Source organism: Tabrizicola sp., assembly GCF_030694085.1.
In the GTDB taxonomy this organism is placed as follows: Bacteria; Pseudomonadota; Alphaproteobacteria; order Rhodobacterales; family Rhodobacteraceae; genus Tabrizicola.
In genome coordinates, this window is record NZ_JAUXZE010000035.1 from 516,013 (window position 1) to 531,863 (window position 15,851).

Below are 15,851 nucleotides of genomic sequence, written 5' to 3' on the forward strand. Positions count from 1 at the left end.
CGCGCGTATCCTTCGGGTCTTCGCTAGCGGGGGGCTGGTCATGGTGGACACTGCCCGACACGACGCCTGGTCTTCGGGCAACAGCTATGAGCTTTACATGGGTCGCTGGAGCCGCCGGATCGCCGATCGGTTCCTCGACCTTGTCGCAGCAAGGCCCGGCCAGGACTGGGTCGAGGTTGGCTGCGGCACCGGCGCATTGTCGTCGGCGATCCTGAGCCGGGCCGCGCCTGCGCGCCTGACTGCGGTCGAGCCTTCGGCGGCCTTTCTGACCACCGCGCGGGCAGCCATCGCCGATCCGCGCGCCAGCTTCGTTGCGGGCGACGCGCAGGCGCTGCCCCTTGCCGACGCCAGCGCAGACATCCTGACGGCGGGGCTGGTCCTGAACTTCATCCCGGACCGGGCGCGGGCGCTGGCCGAGATGCACCGGGTCCTGCGTCCAGGGGGCAGGCTGGCCGTCTACGTCTGGGATTATCCGGGCGGCGGTGTCGGGTTCATCCGGGCCTTCTGGACGGCGGCCGTCGCACTTGACCCGGGCGCAGCCGACCTGACCGAAACCGGGCGCTTTCCATTCTGCACGCCCGAGGGCCTGACCGAGATGGTCAGTGCAGCGGGCTTCAGGGACATAACGGTCACGGCCATCACGGACGAGGCAAGGTTCCCGGACTTCGCAGACTTCTGGCGGCCCTTCACGCTGGGGGCTGGCCCCGCGCCAGGCTATTGTGCCACCCTGCCGGAGGACATCCGCGACCGCTTGCGGCAGCGGCTGGCTGCGGACCTTACCCCTGGCTCGGATGGCGCGATCACGTTGCCGCTTCGCGCCTGGGCCCTTCAGGCCCGAACCTGACGTCACGTCCCGGCGGCAGGGGTCGGGACAAACTGACTTCACAAATGCGTTTTCGATCCCCATGTTCGTCCCAAGCCTGCGCGATAAGCGGGCATCAGGGGAGGAAACCATGACCACTTTCGCCACGGCTGCGGACCTGAAGGCCATAGAAGCGGAAATGCCCTGGGCCGACCGCGGCCAGGCACGATCGATGTACGAATACCTCAGCCGCGCCAAGGCCGCCCACGGCGGCCGACCGGCGATCAGCTACCAGCTGCTGTCGGGGCCGGAGACCAAGAAGCAGACCCTCACCTGGGCCGAGTTGCATGCCAAGGTCACCCAGGCCGCCAACCTGTTCCGCAGCCTGGGCGTCGGCGAAAAAGACGTGGTCGCCTTCATCATGCCGAACGCGATGGAGACGGCGGTCACCCTGCTGGGCGGGGCTGTTGCCGGGATCGTCAACCCGATCAACCCGTTGCTTGAGCCGGAAAAGATCAGCGCCATCCTGCGCGAGACCAATGCCAAGGTCGTCGTCACCCTGAAGGCCTTCCCCAAGACCGACCTGCCGCAGAAGGTCTCCGAGGCGGTGCAATTCGCGCCGAACGTCAAGACCGTGCTGGAGGTGGACCTCGTCCCCTACCTGTCGGGCCTGAAGAAGATCATCGTGCCCTGGGTCCGCCCGAAGAACCCGGCGCAGCATACCGCGAATATCAAGGACTTCAGCGTCGAGCTTGCGCGGATGCCGGCGGACAAGCTGACCTTCGCGGACACGCTTGAGGACCGGGTTGCCGCCTATTTCCACACCGGCGGGACCACGGGTATGCCCAAGGTCGCGCAGCACAAGGTCAGCGGCATGGTCTACAACGGCTGGCTTGGCTCGACGCTGCTGTTCAAGCCCACGGACGTCGTGATGTGCCCGCTGCCGCTGTTCCATGTCTTTGCCTGCTACCCGATCCTGATGTCGATGATCGGCTCGGGCGCGCATGTGGTCTTTCCGACCCCGCAGGGCTATCGCGGCGAGGGCGTGTTCGACAACTTCTGGAAGCTGATCGAACGCTACAAGGTGACCTACATGATCACCGTGCCCACTGCCCTTGCCGCCCTGATGCAGCGCCCGGTCAATGCCGATATCTCCAGCCTGCGGAGTGCCTTCTCGGGCTCGTCGCCGCTCCCTGTCGAGCTTTACAACCGCTTCAAGAAGGAAACCGGGATCGAGATCATCGAAGGCTACGGGTTGACCGAAGCGACCTGCCTTGTCTCGATCAACCCGCCCGAGGGCGAAAAGAAGATCGGCTCGGTCGGCCTCGTGTTCCCCTATTGCAACGTTCGCATCCTGACCAAGCAGGGCGCTACCGAGTTCCGCGAATGTGCCGTCGACGAGGTGGGCGAGATCTGCATCTCGAACCCCGGGGTCTTTGAAGGCTCGACCTATACCGAGGCTGACAAGAACCGCGAACTCTTCGCCGAGGGCAGCTTCCTGCGCACAGGCGACCTGGGCCGGATCGACGCCGACGGCTATCTCTACATCACCGGGCGGGCCAAGGACCTGATCATCCGCGGCGGCCACAATATCGACCCGGCGATCATCGAAGAGGCCCTGATGGGTCACGAGGCGGTGGGTTTTGTTGGCGCGATCGGGCAGCCCGACGCCCATGCCGGTGAACTTCCTTGCGCCTATGTCGAACTGGTCAAGGGGTCCTCGGCTACGGTGGATGACCTGATGGCCTATGCCACGAAACACATCAGTGAACGGGCGGCACTGCCCAAGCATCTGGAAATCCTGCCGGAATTGCCGAAGACCGCCGTGGGCAAGGTCTTCAAGCCCGACCTGCGCCGGATGGCGATCACCCGGACCTTCGACGCGGCCCTGGCCGAGGCTGGGGTCCCCGCCCGGGTGGCCGCTGTGGTCGAGGACAAGAAGCACGGGCTGGTCGCACAGCTGCAGAAGGCCGCTCCGGTCGAGGATGCGGCGGTGCAGTCGGTGCTGGGCCAGTTCTCGAACCCGTGGGAGTGGGTCGCCTGAAGCCGCAACAGGGCGCACACTGTCGCCCGGATGACTGCAAGTTTCATTTGCCTGAATCGCGCGGTGGCGCGAAGACAGGCGCGAAGGGATCGTTTCAAGGGATCGGAATATGAACTTTCGTTGGAGTCTGGCGGCATTGTTCGCTGCGTCTGTGGGCGGAGCAAACGCGCAGGAAAGCGAAGTGCTGTTTTCGCACAAGCATTGGCAGGTCTCGGTCGTCGGCTGGGATGACGGCTCGATCGGTTGCGTGGCCGAGGTGACGGCGCCGGGTGAAAGTTTCTCGATATGAACGTTCCCGAATGGAGCGGTCCAGCTGCAGTTCTATTCAAGCGCCTGGTCCTTCGGGGAGGGACAGACCGCCGATCTGGGCGTCCAGATCGACCGCCGCGCGCCCTGGAACCTTACGGGTGCCGAACTGTACCAGAACTCGGTCCTGTTTTACCTGCCCGACGACCAGGCAGGGGTGAACTTCATAACCGAGGTTGCCCGTGGCAGCCGACTGTTCCTGCGGGATGCCGATGGGACGGACGTGCAGAACTACTCACTGGCCGGCTCCAGCGCCTCGATCGGCGCATTGGTGGAGTGCGGAGAAGTGATCACGGACCCGACCCCGAGCAATCCGTTCAACTAGGCTAAAGCTGGTCGGTGTCCATCCAGATGGTCACCGGCCCGTCGTTTACCAGGCTGACCGCCATATCCGCGCCAAACTGCCCATGCGCGACAGGAACGCCTTCGTTTTCAAGGGCCTGACTGAAGTGCAGGTACAGCCTCTCGCCCTCTGCCGAAGGTGCTGCGGTGGAAAAACCCGGTCGGTTGCCGCGCAGGTCAGCCGCAAGGGTGAACTGGCTGACCACAAGGGCTGAGCCGCCAATGTCGCGGATCGACAGGTTCATCTTGCCCGGCTCGTCCTTGAAGACGCGCAGCTTGGCGACCTTGGCCGCCAGCTTTTCGGCCTGCACTTCAGTGTCGCCGCCCATCGCACAGATCAGGATCAGAAAGCCCTTTCCCGTCTCGCCAACAAGTTCCCCAGCCACATGGACCTGGGCCTTGGTGACCCTTTGAAGGACCGCTCTCACAGTTCAGCGATCCAGGGCGGATTGGCCCCCGCGCGAGACACGGTGACCGCCGCCGCGCGGGTGCCAAGCGTCAGCGCGGACGTGAGAGCGGCGTCAGAAAGGCTGGTGACCCCGGCCTTGCTCAGCGCCCCCGCCTGATGCAGGGCGGCCAGGACCCCGGCGTTGAACGTATCCCCCGCGCCGACGGTATCGACGACTGTAACCTTTTGGGCAGCGACGAAAATATCCTGCGTTGAAGTCACTGCCCGCGCCCCGCTTGCGCCTTCTGTAACGAAAACGACCTTCGGTCCCTTCGCCAGAATCCCGCGCGCCAGATTGGTCAGGTCACCCTGCCCTTCCAGCCAGTGCAGATCCTCGTCCGACAGCTTCACGATATCCGCCCGCGCAACCATCCTCTCGATCCGGGCACGGTACTCGACCTCTTTTCCCGCGATGAACCCGGGGCGGATGTTCGGGTCGATCATGGTGACGCGCATGCTGCTTTCGCGCGCCTGCAGCGCCTCGTAAGTGCTGGCAGCGGGGTCGTTCACCAGGCTGATCCCACCGAAGAACAGCGTCGAAGTGTCCGCCGAAAGGTCGGGCAGTTGATCGATTGACAGCATCCGCCCGGCCGTCGCCTCGTCGTAGAACGCATAGGTGGCCTGGCCGTTCACCAGCTTGACGAAGGCCACCGTGGTCGGCCGGTCCGACCGCGCCAGATAGCGGGTGTCGACTTTGGATGCTGTTAGGGTGTCGGCCAGGATTTCTCCAAGCATGTCATTGGAAACGCCCGAGAAAAACGCCGACGGAGCGCCAAGGCGCCCCAAGGCGATGGCGGTGTTGAAGACCGCCCCCCCGGCGTAGGGGGCAAAGCAGGGCTCTCCTGCGGTGGAGGTCCTGGGCAGCATGTCGATAAGCGCTTCGCCACAGCTGAGAATCATGGTCGTCCCCCCTTGGGTTTCGCTACTGTTAGCGCAAACAGGTCAGGTCGTGAAGAACGGCGTCAGGTGGGCCCGGACGCGGTCCAGCGGGGTCGCGCCCGACGTGTCAGGAACGAAGGGCTGGCCGGTGATCGCCTCGAAGGCATCAATGTAGATTCTTGCCGTTTTCTCTATCATTTCCAATGGGATATCCGGTATCTGATCCTTGTAGGGATCACAGCGCGCCACGACCCACGACCGGATCACGTCCTTGTCAAAGCTGGGCGGACGGTCGCCAGTTTCGAAGGCCTTCGCGTAGCCATCAGCGATCCAGTAGCGGCTGGAGTCCGGCGTGTGGATTTCGTCGGCAAGAAGGATGTTGCCATCCGCGTCGGTGCCGAATTCATATTTCGTGTCGACCAGGATCAAGCCACGCTCGGCGGCCATTTCCTGACCCCGGGCGAAGAGGGCAAGGGCCTTATGGCTAACCTCGTCCCACTGGGATTTCGTCAACAGCCCGGTGTCGATGATCTGGTCGGCCGTCAGCGGCACATCATGGCCACCGTCGAAGGCCTTTGACGTGGGCGTGATGATGGCATGCGGCAGGGCCTGGTTGGGCGTCAGGCCGTCGGGCAGAGTGTGGCCATACATGCTGCGCGCCCCGGCCTTGTACTGCGTCAGGATCGAGGTGGAGGTGGTGCCGGCCAGGTAGCCGCGGACCACGATTTCGACCGGAAGGATGGTCAGTTTCTTGCCAAGGACGACGTTCGGATCGGGGTAGGACAGGACGTGGTTCGCGGCGATATCTTCTGTCTTTTCAAACCAGTAGCGGGCAAGTTGGGTCAAGACCTGGCCCTTCCACGGAATGACCGCAAGGATCTGGTCGAAGGCCGAAATCCGGTCGGAGGAGATCAGGAGCCGGGTCCCGTCGGGCAGATCGTAGCAATCGCGGACCTTGCCGAAATAGGGGTTCGGAAGTTCGGGAATCCTTGCGTGCGGCAGGGTGCGGGAAAGGTCGATCTGGCGCATGGCAGGCCCCCGGTTTTGGTGCCTGCTTCTTGGCTTTTCAGGCCTTCAAGTCAAGCCGGACAGTCCAGAGAGCCGCGCATTTCTCCACTGTCGCCGGTTAACGTTGACTCCCTGAGCTTGCAGCCCGTGACACGCGGGATCAGTTCGATCATCGTGGCGCGGATTTCCTGATGTTCGCCGCGGGTGGCGTAGCCAAGGCGGATGACCTCGACCCGCTCCCCTTTCTGGAAAACCGTGTAATCCCTGCCATTTAGCGTGACATCGGTGCGGCTGGCCCCGAAGAACTCCGGCGCGGGGGAGGCACCGCAGGCGGCGAGGAACACAAGGGGGATGAGGGCTTTCATCGGGTCAGGGTGGCAGAGGTTGGTTAACAGGGGGTTAAGCGTCTGGCTTCGGTATGGATGCGGTATGGATTGCGTCCATACGCACGGCCAGATCGTCGAACGTCAACCTTGCTGTGGCAGCCACGGGAACGAGACGCGGATTGGCGGGTTGTTGGAGGGAGCAGCAAAGAAGGACTGACCCCATGACCAAAGCCATCGCACTTCTCGCCCTGTTGGGCCTTGTCGCCTGTGAGACGGTCCAGGGGGCCGGGCGCGATCTGGAGGCGGCCGGAGAGGTGATCCAGGACGAGGCGCAGGAGACACAGTCCGAAATGTAAGCAGATCACCGCCGGTTTCGGTGTGCCGGGTGGGAGGAGCGCCGCCGACCCGGCGCTGTCTGCGGCGTTCCCCGATGCAGAGCGCGCAGCGAGCGGGCAGGATCAGGGCCGCAACCTTGGAGGGTAATGTGATGAAGACTGTGAAGCTTTTCGGCCTGCTGGCCTGCGCCGTGGCCCTGTCGGGGTGCCTGAACACCGACACCGAGCGCGGCCTTGCGGGTGCAGCAGGTGGCGCGGTGATCGCCGACGTGACGGGCGGAAACGCGATTACCGGAGCAGTGATCGGCGGGGCTGCAGGGGTGTTCTGTGATGACCTTGGGGTTTGCAGGTAATTAAGGAGAGTCTGTTTGAAGGACTCCCGGGTCAGGCGTTAGTGGGCCGCGTATGCTGATCAAGCGCGCCAACCACTTCGCCATCAACAACTGCTCGGTCCCCACAGTTGCACAGAGACGGCCCGCTTTCCTCACCCATCCATCTTCAACGCCGCGATGAACGCTTCCTGCGGGATCTCGACCTTGCCGAACTGGCGCATCTTCTTCTTGCCGGCCTTCTGCTTCTCCAGCAGCTTCTTCTTCCGGGTCGCGTCGCCGCCGTAGCACTTCGCGGTCACGTCCTTGCGCATGGCAGAGAGGGTCTCGCGGGCGATCACCCGGCCGCCGATGGCGGCCTGGATCGGGATCTTGAACATGTGGCGGGGGATCAGGTCTTTCAGCTTTTCGACCATCGATCGACCCCGAGCCTCGGCCCGGTCGCGGTGGACCATCATCGACAGGGCGTCGACGGGTTCGTCGTTCACCAGGATCGACATCTTGACCAGATGGTCCTCGCGGTATTCCGAGAGTGTGTAGTCGAAGCTGGCGTAGCCTTGTGTCACCGATTTCAGCCGGTCGTAGAAGTCGAACACCACTTCGGCCAAGGGCAGGTCATAGACCACCATCGCGCGGTTGCCGGCGTAGCTGAGGTCCAGCTGGATGCCGCGGCGGTCCTGGCACAGCTTCAGGATGTCGCCGAGGTATTCGTCAGGGACCATGATGGTTGCCTTGATCCGCGGCTCGTCGATGTGATCGACGTAGGTCAGGTCGGGCATGTCGGCGGGGTTGTGCAGATCGCGCACCTCGCCGTCCTTCATGTGGACGTGGAAGACGACCGAGGGGGCGGTGGTGATAAGGTCAAGGTTATACTCGCGCTCCAGCCGGTCACGGATGACTTCAAGGTGCAGAAGGCCGAGGAAACCGCAGCGGAAGCCGAAGCCGAGGGCCGCGCTGGTTTCCATCTCGGAGCTGAAGCTGGCGTCGTTGAGCGAGAGCTTTTCGATGGCGTCTCGGAGGTTTTCGAAATCAGCCGCATCGACGGGGAAAAGGCCGCAGAAGACCACGGGTTGCGCGGGTTTGAAGCCGGGAAGCGCCTCGGCGCAGCCTTTGCGTTCGTGGGTGATGGTGTCGCCGACGCGGGTGTCGCGGACCTGCTTGATCGAGGCGGTGAAGATGCCGATCTCGCCGGGGCCAAGTTCGGGGATGTCGACCATCTGGGGTTTCAGGACCGCCAGCTTGTCGATGCCGTAGACGGCGTTGGTCTGCATCATGCGGACGCGGTCGCCCTTGCGGATGGTGCCGTCCATCACCCGGATCATCACGACGACCCCGAGGTAGGCGTCGTACCAGCTGTCGACCAGCATGGCCTTCAGCGGGGCCTCGCGGTCGCCTTTCGGAGGCGGCAGGCGGGTGACGATCGCCTCCAGCACGTCGGGGATGCCGAGGCCGGACTTGGCCGAAATCATGATGGCGTCCGAGGCGTCGAGCCCGATGACGTCCTCGATCTGCTGCTGGACGCGTTCGGGTTCGGCGGCGGGGAGGTCGATCTTGTTCAGGACCGGCACGATCTCATGGCCTGCGTCGAGCGCCTGGTAGACGTTGGCAAGCGTCTGGGCTTCCACGCCTTGCGACGCGTCCACCACCAGAAGCGAGCCTTCGACGGCGCGCATCGACCGGCTGACTTCATAGGCGAAGTCGACGTGGCCGGGGGTGTCGATCAGGTTCAGGATGTAGGTCTTGCCGTCCTTGGCCGGATATTCGATCCGAACGGTGTTGGCCTTTATGGTGATGCCGCGTTCGCGTTCGATATCCATCGAGTCCAGCATCTGCGCCTTCATGTCGCGCGCAGCCACCGTGCCGGTCATCTGGATGAGCCGGTCGGCGAGGGTGGATTTGCCGTGGTCGATGTGGGCCACGATGGAGAAGTTGCGGATCTGGGAAAGCTCGGTCATGCGCCGCATATAGCTTAGGGCGCGGGAGGCGGGAAGGGCTTATGCGGAAGGGAAAAGCCCGGGCGCTTTGCACTGATGTGGGGAGAAGGGAATTCCGTTCAAGTCTGGGCAGCGGACGCAGTCTTCGGCAGTCTTGCAAGCCTTGGCAGAAGGAGAGCGGCAGGGATGGACGGACCAGAGCATTTCTTTCACGGGACGAAAGTGGCGCTGTGCGAGGGCGACCGGATCGTGCCGGGGCACAGGTCGAACTATGGCGCGGGGCGGCCGGCGGGGTGGGTCTACATGACCGCGCGCCTGGAGATCGCAGTCCTGGCGGCAGAGCTTGCGGCCGAGGGTGGCGAGGCACGGGTCTATGTCGTCGCGCCCGAGGCGGCATTTGAGGACGATCCCAACGTCACGGACAAGAAGTTCCCCGGCAATCCGACGCGGTCCTACCGGACGAAGGCGCCGTTGCGGGTTCTGGGTGAGGTCACGGGCTGGGCTCGGACACCGACCGAGCGGCTGGCCGCCTTGCGCGCCTTTTCGGCGAGAACCCGGGCCGAGGGGATCGAACCAATCGAATGACCCGGCGATGCGTCGGGCCAGGTCCGTCCGCAGCGCCTGTGCGGCCTTGGGCAGCGGCCGGGCAGAGGGTTTCACTTCTCGTCTCCTGTTCGCGACCGAAAGCTGATGGGTGTCTTTGCCCTTACCGCAAGATTGTGCTGCAAGACGTCAGGCACCACGGCTTGCATCGGGCGGGTCGGACATGAATCGGCGGACGGGCAAGACGGGATCGGGGAACCCGCCCCGTTCCAGCCAGATACCCGATGTTGTGGTGGGGCATGGACAATCCCACGAAGTGTTGCGGAATCCCGCTGAGAGCGGCAACTATCTGAAACGGCTTGAAAATTTTGCTTGGACTTGGCATTATTCCGCTTACACAATGACCGGCATTGGAACGGGTAAACCCGACATGCCCGGCGAATGAGGCAGAGCGAAATGAAATCCATCTTGTTTGCGACCGTTGCGGCGGTGTCTTTTTCGGCTATGTCCGGTGTGGCCAATGCCGGCCCGATCGAGCGGGCCTGCATGGCCTCGGACCGGGGTGGCAACCGGTCACTCTGCGGCTGCATCCAGCAGGCAGCGGACATGACGCTTTCGGGCGGAGACCAGCGGCGGGCGGCGAAATTCTTCAAGGACCCAGAGGCCGCACACTCGACCTGGGTGTCGCAATCCAAATCGGACGATGCGTTCTGGGACCGCTACAAGAGCTTCGGCCAGACCGCCCAGGCCTATTGCGCCGGGTGATCCTGGGCAGGTGGCGGTGGGCGGATCGCCCACCCTGCTCCAGCGCGGACGTGGGGCGTGAGGTGATCAATACAGGATTTGACACCCCTGCACTGACGACCGCGCCGGATGATCCATAGGCAGGGCGGATCGCCCGCCTTTCGCAGGTGTCGCCGTCCAGACCGCTTGCCCGCATTGCGCAGGCGTAGGGTGGGCAATTTGCCCACCGTCCAGACCAAATCGTCCAGATCAAATGCGAAAGGCCCCGCCTTCCTGACGAAGGCGGGGCCTTTTCGATGGTGCCAAAGGGATCAGGCCGCGGCTTGTGCCTTGGCGATGTCCTTCTTGATCTTCTGCGCGGCGGTCGACAGTTCATCGTCCTTGGCCTTAGCCAGATAGGCATCAAGGCCCCCGCGGTGGTCGACCGAGCGCAGCGCCGCAGCGGTGACACGCAGCTTGAACGACTGACCAAGCACGTCGGAGATCAGGGTCACTTCGTTCAGGTTCGGGAGGAACCGACGACGGGACTTGTTGTTGGCGTGGGAGACGGTGTTGCCCGACATCGGCCCCTTGCCGGTAAGTTCGCAGACGCGCGACATTCTGGTGTTCCTTCGGTTCGTCAAAAGCGGGAGAAGGCGGGGAATCCCCAGCCCTCGAATTCGATTGAGGGCGTGTAAGGGGAATCCTGCGCGGCGTCAAGCGGTCAGGCGGGAGGAAAGGCGCCGGACAGGCGCGGCGTTGGCCAGCCCGGCAATCGTGCCAGGACCGGATCAGAGACGGCGGCACATTGGGCTGTCGCTGATCGACGTGGCTGTGGCGCTGACCAACTGGGCGGGGACGGCTTTGCCGGTCCTGGGGCTGGCGCTGATCTTGACGCATCAGTGTAGGGTGGGCGGTATCGCCCACCCTACACGTCCGCAAGCCTTTCGGCGCGGGCGAGCGCGCGTTCCGCCTCGGCGGTCCTGCCGCGGGCAAGGCAGGCCTTGGCGCGGAAATGCCAGTAGCGGCTGGAGGTTGTGCGAAGCCCTCGGTGGAGCCGGACGATGGCGGGGGCCGACAGGGCTCCATTCAGGCCAAGCGCCTGGAGCTGTCGAAACCCGCCCCCGGCACGGAGTCCTTGCGTGGCGGGATGGCCACCGAACATGCAGGGCGCCGGGGCCATTCCGGGCATGGTCTGGCGGATCAGGCGGGCGTGCAGCGGGTCAAGCGGGTGGCTGGGGTCGAAGACCACGGCGCCGCAGAGGTCGGGCTTGCCGTGGCGGGCTAGGTCGCCGAGCACCCGGTCGAAATCTGCCGCTTCCCGGTAGCGGCGCTCCGTGGGCAGGATCGTCCGGTCCAGAGTGAACTGCGGCGAGATCACCAGCGCCTGCGTCAGGTCGAGCGCCGCCGCATACCGCAGGGCCGCGTAGCCGCCCATCGAGTAGCCCACCGCCCGCGCCTGAACGAAGTCTTGCCGCAGGCGGCGCAGCGCGGCTTCCAGCGCAGCGGTCTCGGAGTTCAGATACCAGTCGTTCCAGCGCGATTGCAGGTGCAGGTGCGCCAGACCCAAGGCCAGGGCCTGCCGGACGGGCGGGTCGTCCGAGAAGCTGCCCGGCTCGTCCAGCCGCTGACGAAAGGTGACATAGAGGACCGCGCCGCCGCCCAGCGGGCGGGTGAGACGCGCGCGCAGTCGGTCGCCGTCAAACAGGGTTTCGGTCGGGTAAGCCCCCTTCAACGCCCGCGACCGAGAAGTTCGAGCATCCGGGTGGCGGCGGCCTCGGGCGTCAGGTCCCCGGCTGCGACACGGTCGCCAAGGCTGGTCATCAGGCCCTTCTGCGGCTCGCGCATCAGAGCGGCGAGAAGGCCCTGGCGGACCTCTTCCTGGAACCAGTGGCGGGCCTGGGTGGCGCGGGTGCGGTCCCAGTGGCCGTGCTCCTTGCGCCAGGCGGTCAGGATCTGGATCTCGTCCCAGGCCTGGGCCAGACCCTCGTCGGCAAGGGCGGAGACGGGCAGCGCCTTCGGGAAGCCCTTGGGGTCCTGCGGGCGGCGGCGAAGGAGGTGGAGCGCCCCGGCGTAGTCGGCCACGGTGCGCATCGCGGCCGCTTTCAGATCGCCGTCGGCCTTGTTGACGAGGATAAGGTCGGCCATCTCCATGATGCCGCGCTTGACGCCTTGCAGCTCGTCACCACCGGCAGGGGCGAGGAGGAGGACGAAGAGGTCGGAAAGTTCCGCGACCACGGTTTCGGATTGGCCGACACCGACGGTTTCGATCAGGACGATGTCGAAGCCAGCCGCTTCACAAAGGGCCACGGCTTCGCGGGTGCGTCGGGCAACGCCGCCAAGCTGGCTTTGGCTGGGCGAGGGGCGGATGAAGGCGTTCGGGTCGCGGGACAGGCGCTCCATCCGGGTCTTGTCGCCAAGGATCGAGCCGCCGGAGCGGGAGGAGGAGGGGTCGACGGCAAGAACAGCGACCTTGAGGCCCTTTGCGGTCAGCATCAGGCCGAAGGTTTCGATGAAGGTGGACTTGCCCACCCCCGGCGTGCCGGAGAGTCCGATGCGAAGCGCCTGCGGGCCCGAGCGAAGCGCGTCAAGAAGCGCCAGCGCCTCGGCCCGGTGGTCGGGGCGGGCGCTTTCGACCAGCGTAATGGCGCGGGCAAGCGCCCGGCGGTCCCCGGCGCGGATCAGGCGGGCGCGTTCTTGGATGTCCATTGTCCCCCCTCGTTTGTGCCTTATTGCCGGAAGGAACCGGGCTTGGCGAGGGGGAGTGTAGGCAAGCGACCTGCTTGTCGGGACGGTTTTGAATGGAGCGCGTGCCGCGCGAAGGCCTTTTGTCTCGCCGATCTGCGCGTGAAGGACGCACAGATCGGCTCGGGATTGCCTCCGGCGGGGATACTTGGGCAAAAGTGAAAGGGAATAGGGGCGCGGCCGGGTCTGGTCTTGGCCGGGGACCCTTGCGATAAGCGGGGGATGCTTGAACTGCCGGTATCCCATGTGTTGCCTGACCTTGCCGAGGCGTTGGCCTTGCGCGGGATGGCGGTATTGCAGGCGCCTCCTGGGGCGGGAAAGACGACGCTGGTGCCGCTGGACCTGCTGACGCGCGGGGTGGTTCGGGGCCGAATCCTGATGCTGGAGCCGCGGCGGCTGGCGGCGCGGGCTTCGGCCGAGCGGATGGCGGAGACCTTGGGCGAGCCGGTGGGGCGGACGGTCGGCTACCGCATCCGGGGGGAGGCGAAGGTCACGGCCACGACGCGGATCGAGGTGGTAACCGAGGGCATCCTGACGCGGATGCTGCAGTCGGATCCAGAGCTGGCGGGCGTCGGGCTGGTGATCTTCGACGAATTCCATGAGCGGTCGCTGAATGCGGACCTTGGGCTCGCCTTGTGCCTGGAGGTGCGGGGGGCGCTGCGCGAGGACCTGAAGCTTCTGGTGATGTCGGCAACGCTGGATGCGGGGCCGGTGGCGGCACTGATGGGGAACGCGCCGGTGGTGACATCGGAGGGACGGGCGTATCCCGTGGAAACGCGTTGGTTGCCACGTCCGCCAGAGGCCTCGCAGCGGCTGGAGGGTGTGGTGGCCGGGGCGGTGAAGGCGGCGCTGACAGAGACGGAAGGCGGCGTGCTGGTCTTCCTGCCAGGCGAAGGCGAGATCCGGCGGGTGGAAGGGCTGTTGCGCGGCTTGCCGGGGGTCGCGGTGCGGACCTTGTTCGGGGCAATGGATTTTGCGGCGCAGCGGGCGGCTCTGGCCCCCGCCGAGGGGCGGAAGGTGGTGTTGGCCACGTCCATTGCCGAAACCTCGCTGACGCTGCCGGATATCCGGGTCGTAGTGGATGCGGGCCGGGCGCGGCGGGCGCGGTTCGACCCGAACTCGGGCATGTCCCGGCTGGTGACGGAGCGAGTGACAAAGGCCGAGGCCGAGCAGCGCCGGGGCCGGGCGGGGCGGGTTGCTGCTGGAGTGTGTTATCGGCTGTGGACGAAGGGGGAGGAGGGCGGCCTGGCGCCCTACCCGCCAGCCGAGATCGAGGTGGCGGACCTGGCAGGCCTGGCGCTGGAACTGGCGCTGTGGGGCGGGACGGAGCTTCCCTTCCTGACGCCGCCGCCTGCAGGACCCCTGGCCGAGGCGCGGAGTCTGCTGATCGGGTTGGGGGCGCTGGATGAGAAGGGCCATATCACGGCCCACGGACGCGTGCTGGCAGAGCTGCCGTTGCATCCCCGGCTTGGGCACATGCTTGCGGTCGCGGGACCCGAGGCGGCGACCCTGGCCGCTTTGCTGGCCGAGCGCGATCCGCTGCGGGGGGCGGGGCCGGACCTGGCCTTGCGGATGCAGGCCGTGGCGCGACCGGGACCGCAGGCGGACCGTGGCGTGGTGGAACGCGTCCGGGCCGAAGCAAAGCGGCTGGCGGCGGCGGCCTTTCGGCTGGAAAGGGGCAGAGCTTCGCCATCGCCGTTGCATCGGGCGGGCTTGAAGCATAGCGGCGATGGTCATGGGCCTGCGGGTGGTCGGCCACTTCCCCATTCTGGGAACGAAATGGAAAGGGACGGCACTTCCGGCCCAAGCCTGGCGGAAATGGCGGCGCTGGCGTACCCGGACCGGATCGGGCTGCGGCGGAAGGGCGAAGCGCCGCGCTGGGTCCTGTCGTCGGGCAAGGGGGCCGTGATGGCGGCGGGGCTTGGCCTCTCGGGGGCGCGGATGATCGTGGCGACGGATCTTGATGGCGATGCGCGGGAGGCCACGGTGCGGCAGGCGGTTGCGATCAGCGAGGCCGAACTGCGGGGGCTTTACGGGGATCGCATCGCCTGGGTCGAGGTCTGTGAATGGTCCAGGCGTGAGAGCCGTGTCGTATCGCGGCGGCAAGAGCGGCTGGGGGCGCTGGTGCTGGACGACCGGCATTGGGACGCTGAGGCCGAAGCGGTTGCGCGTGCGGCGCTGGACGGGGTGCGCCTGCTGGGGCTGCCCTGGTCGCCCGCCGCGCGGCGGTTGCGGGCCCGGGCGCAACTGGCGCGGGGCGAGACCTGGCCGGGGCTGGACGATGCCGATCTTCTGGCAAGTGCCGAGGACTGGCTTCTGCCGCATCTGGCGGGCCTGCGCACCGAGGCGGATATCCGGGGCTTCGACCTGGTTCCGGCCATTCAGGGGCTGCTCGGCTGGGACCGGCTGGCCGAAATGGACCGTCTGGTGCCCGGCAGTTTCGAGACGCCGCTGGGGCGGAAGATCCCGATTGATTATCAGGGCGAAGTGCCGGCGATCGAAGTGCGGCTGCAGGAAATGTTCGGGGTAACGGTGCATCCGGTGGTGGGTGCCGCGCGGATGCCGGTCAGGGTGACGCTGTTGTCGCCCGCTCGCGCGCCCGTGCAGGTGACGACCGACCTGCCCCGGTTCTGGGCGACCTCCTACGCCGATGTTCGCAAAGACATGCGCGGGGCCTATCCGCGGCACCCCTGGCCCGAGGACCCGACCCAGGCGGAACCGACACTGCGAGCAAAGCCGCGGGGGACCTGAGGCGGTCGGGCAGTGATCCCGACCAGAGCAGGAGGCGCGGAGTGCCCGCTTGGGTCTTGCGGATGGAAGGCGCCGATGCGTTGGCGGGCCCGGTTCTTGCGTGGCGCGGTCCCCCTGGCTGCCCCAGTCCCGGCCTTCTGCGGCTTTTTCCCTTACTGGCGGCTGGAGAGTTGTTCGCCCGTCCCGATGACCGTGCCGTTTCCGGGCGACACCCCCGCCCTGGCCGGGCTTGGGCAACTGGATTGCAGTTCTGCGTCCGGGCTGGGAAAGGGTCGACGGCGTCGTCCGGGCGGATTTCGTTTTGCGGGTTGGGGGCCGGCCTTCCTTTCAGGCTTG

The 15,851-nt window shown here is 65.8% G+C and carries 17 protein-coding genes; 9 read left to right on the plus strand and 8 right to left on the minus strand.

What is annotated here, in order from left to right; all coding sequences use genetic code 11:
* The first annotated feature begins 40 nt into the window (after positions 1 to 40).
* From Q8M85_RS07570 to Q8M85_RS07585, 4 genes are all read left to right on the plus strand, one after another.
* Entirely contained in the window at positions 41 to 844 is an 804-nt protein-coding gene (locus tag Q8M85_RS07570; protein ID WP_305542400.1) for a class I SAM-dependent methyltransferase, read from the plus strand.
* A 109-nt stretch (positions 845 to 953) separates the two neighbouring features.
* A complete protein-coding gene (locus Q8M85_RS07575) occupies positions 954 to 2,846 on the plus strand; it encodes an acyl-CoA synthetase (protein ID WP_305542403.1) in 1,893 nt (630 codons plus the stop codon).
* Positions 2,847 to 2,955: 109 nt separating this feature from the next.
* On the plus strand, positions 2,956 to 3,135 hold the full coding sequence (locus tag Q8M85_RS07580; protein WP_305542406.1) for a hypothetical protein: 180 nt from the start codon (positions 2,956 to 2,958) through the stop codon (positions 3,133 to 3,135).
* Between the two features lie 174 nt (positions 3,136 to 3,309).
* Positions 3,310 to 3,477, plus strand: coding sequence for a hypothetical protein (locus tag Q8M85_RS07585; protein WP_305542408.1), 168 nt, complete (start codon positions 3,310 to 3,312; stop codon positions 3,475 to 3,477).
* Between the two features lies 1 nt (position 3,478).
* Here Q8M85_RS07585 and dtd read toward each other — a convergent pair whose 3' ends face one another.
* From dtd to Q8M85_RS07605, 4 genes are read right to left on the minus strand one after another with little or no spacing between them, the layout of a single operon-like run.
* A complete protein-coding gene (gene dtd / locus Q8M85_RS07590; protein ID WP_305542411.1) occupies positions 3,479 to 3,922 on the minus strand; it encodes a D-aminoacyl-tRNA deacylase in 444 nt (147 codons plus the stop codon).
* Positions 3,919 to 4,842 carry a carbohydrate kinase gene (locus Q8M85_RS07595; protein WP_305542413.1) on the minus strand — a complete coding sequence of 308 codons (924 nt, stop codon included), beginning with the start codon at positions 4,840 to 4,842 and terminating at the stop codon, positions 3,919 to 3,921. The genes dtd and Q8M85_RS07595 overlap by 4 nt, the downstream gene beginning before the upstream one ends.
* Before the next feature lie 42 nt (positions 4,843 to 4,884).
* Positions 4,885 to 5,850, minus strand: a complete 966-nt coding sequence (locus Q8M85_RS07600) for a phosphoribosylaminoimidazolesuccinocarboxamide synthase (RefSeq protein WP_305542415.1) — start codon at positions 5,848 to 5,850, stop codon at positions 4,885 to 4,887.
* A gap of 50 nt (positions 5,851 to 5,900) precedes the next feature.
* Complete coding sequence (locus Q8M85_RS07605) at positions 5,901 to 6,194, minus strand: hypothetical protein (protein ID WP_305542417.1); 294 nt, start codon at positions 6,192 to 6,194, stop codon at positions 5,901 to 5,903.
* A 182-nt stretch (positions 6,195 to 6,376) separates the two neighbouring features.
* Between Q8M85_RS07605 and Q8M85_RS07610 the strand changes: the two genes are divergently transcribed.
* Positions 6,377 to 6,511 carry an entericidin A/B family lipoprotein gene (locus Q8M85_RS07610; protein WP_305542419.1) on the plus strand — a complete coding sequence of 45 codons (135 nt, stop codon included), beginning with the start codon at positions 6,377 to 6,379 and terminating at the stop codon, positions 6,509 to 6,511.
* Between the two features lie 131 nt (positions 6,512 to 6,642).
* Complete coding sequence (locus Q8M85_RS07615) at positions 6,643 to 6,843, plus strand: hypothetical protein (protein ID WP_305542420.1); 201 nt, start codon at positions 6,643 to 6,645, stop codon at positions 6,841 to 6,843.
* Between the two features lie 131 nt (positions 6,844 to 6,974).
* Here Q8M85_RS07615 and lepA read toward each other — a convergent pair whose 3' ends face one another.
* A complete protein-coding gene (lepA, locus tag Q8M85_RS07620) occupies positions 6,975 to 8,774 on the minus strand; it encodes a translation elongation factor 4 (RefSeq protein WP_305542422.1) in 1,800 nt (599 codons plus the stop codon).
* Positions 8,775 to 8,939: 165 nt separating this feature from the next.
* Here lepA and arr point away from each other — a divergent pair, with 165 nt between their 5' ends.
* Together arr and Q8M85_RS07630 are read left to right on the plus strand one after the other, a co-directional pair.
* Positions 8,940 to 9,338, plus strand: a complete 399-nt coding sequence (gene arr / locus Q8M85_RS07625; RefSeq protein WP_305542425.1) for an NAD(+)--rifampin ADP-ribosyltransferase — start codon at positions 8,940 to 8,942, stop codon at positions 9,336 to 9,338.
* Between the two features lie 414 nt (positions 9,339 to 9,752).
* Positions 9,753 to 10,061 (plus strand): hypothetical protein, encoded by a 309-nt coding sequence (locus Q8M85_RS07630; RefSeq protein WP_305542428.1) that lies wholly within the window; start codon positions 9,753 to 9,755, stop codon positions 10,059 to 10,061.
* Between the two features lie 290 nt (positions 10,062 to 10,351).
* Here the strand turns inward: Q8M85_RS07630 and rpmB are convergent, their stop codons facing one another.
* The 3 genes from rpmB to meaB form a co-directional block, all read right to left on the minus strand.
* Positions 10,352 to 10,639: a 50S ribosomal protein L28 gene (rpmB, locus tag Q8M85_RS07635; RefSeq protein ID WP_305542430.1), complete on the minus strand. Its 288-nt coding sequence runs from the start codon at positions 10,637 to 10,639 to the stop codon at positions 10,352 to 10,354.
* Positions 10,640 to 10,947: 308 nt separating this feature from the next.
* Complete coding sequence (locus tag Q8M85_RS07640; protein WP_305542433.1) at positions 10,948 to 11,754, minus strand: alpha/beta hydrolase; 807 nt, start codon at positions 11,752 to 11,754, stop codon at positions 10,948 to 10,950.
* Positions 11,751 to 12,728, minus strand: a complete 978-nt coding sequence (meaB, locus tag Q8M85_RS07645) for a methylmalonyl Co-A mutase-associated GTPase MeaB (RefSeq protein WP_305542436.1) — start codon at positions 12,726 to 12,728, stop codon at positions 11,751 to 11,753. The genes Q8M85_RS07640 and meaB overlap by 4 nt, the downstream gene beginning before the upstream one ends.
* Before the next feature lie 258 nt (positions 12,729 to 12,986).
* Between meaB and hrpB the strand changes: the two genes are divergently transcribed.
* Entirely contained in the window at positions 12,987 to 15,515 is a 2,529-nt protein-coding gene (gene hrpB / locus Q8M85_RS07650; RefSeq protein ID WP_305542439.1) for an ATP-dependent helicase HrpB, read from the plus strand.
* Positions 15,516 to 15,851 lie beyond the last annotated feature (336 nt).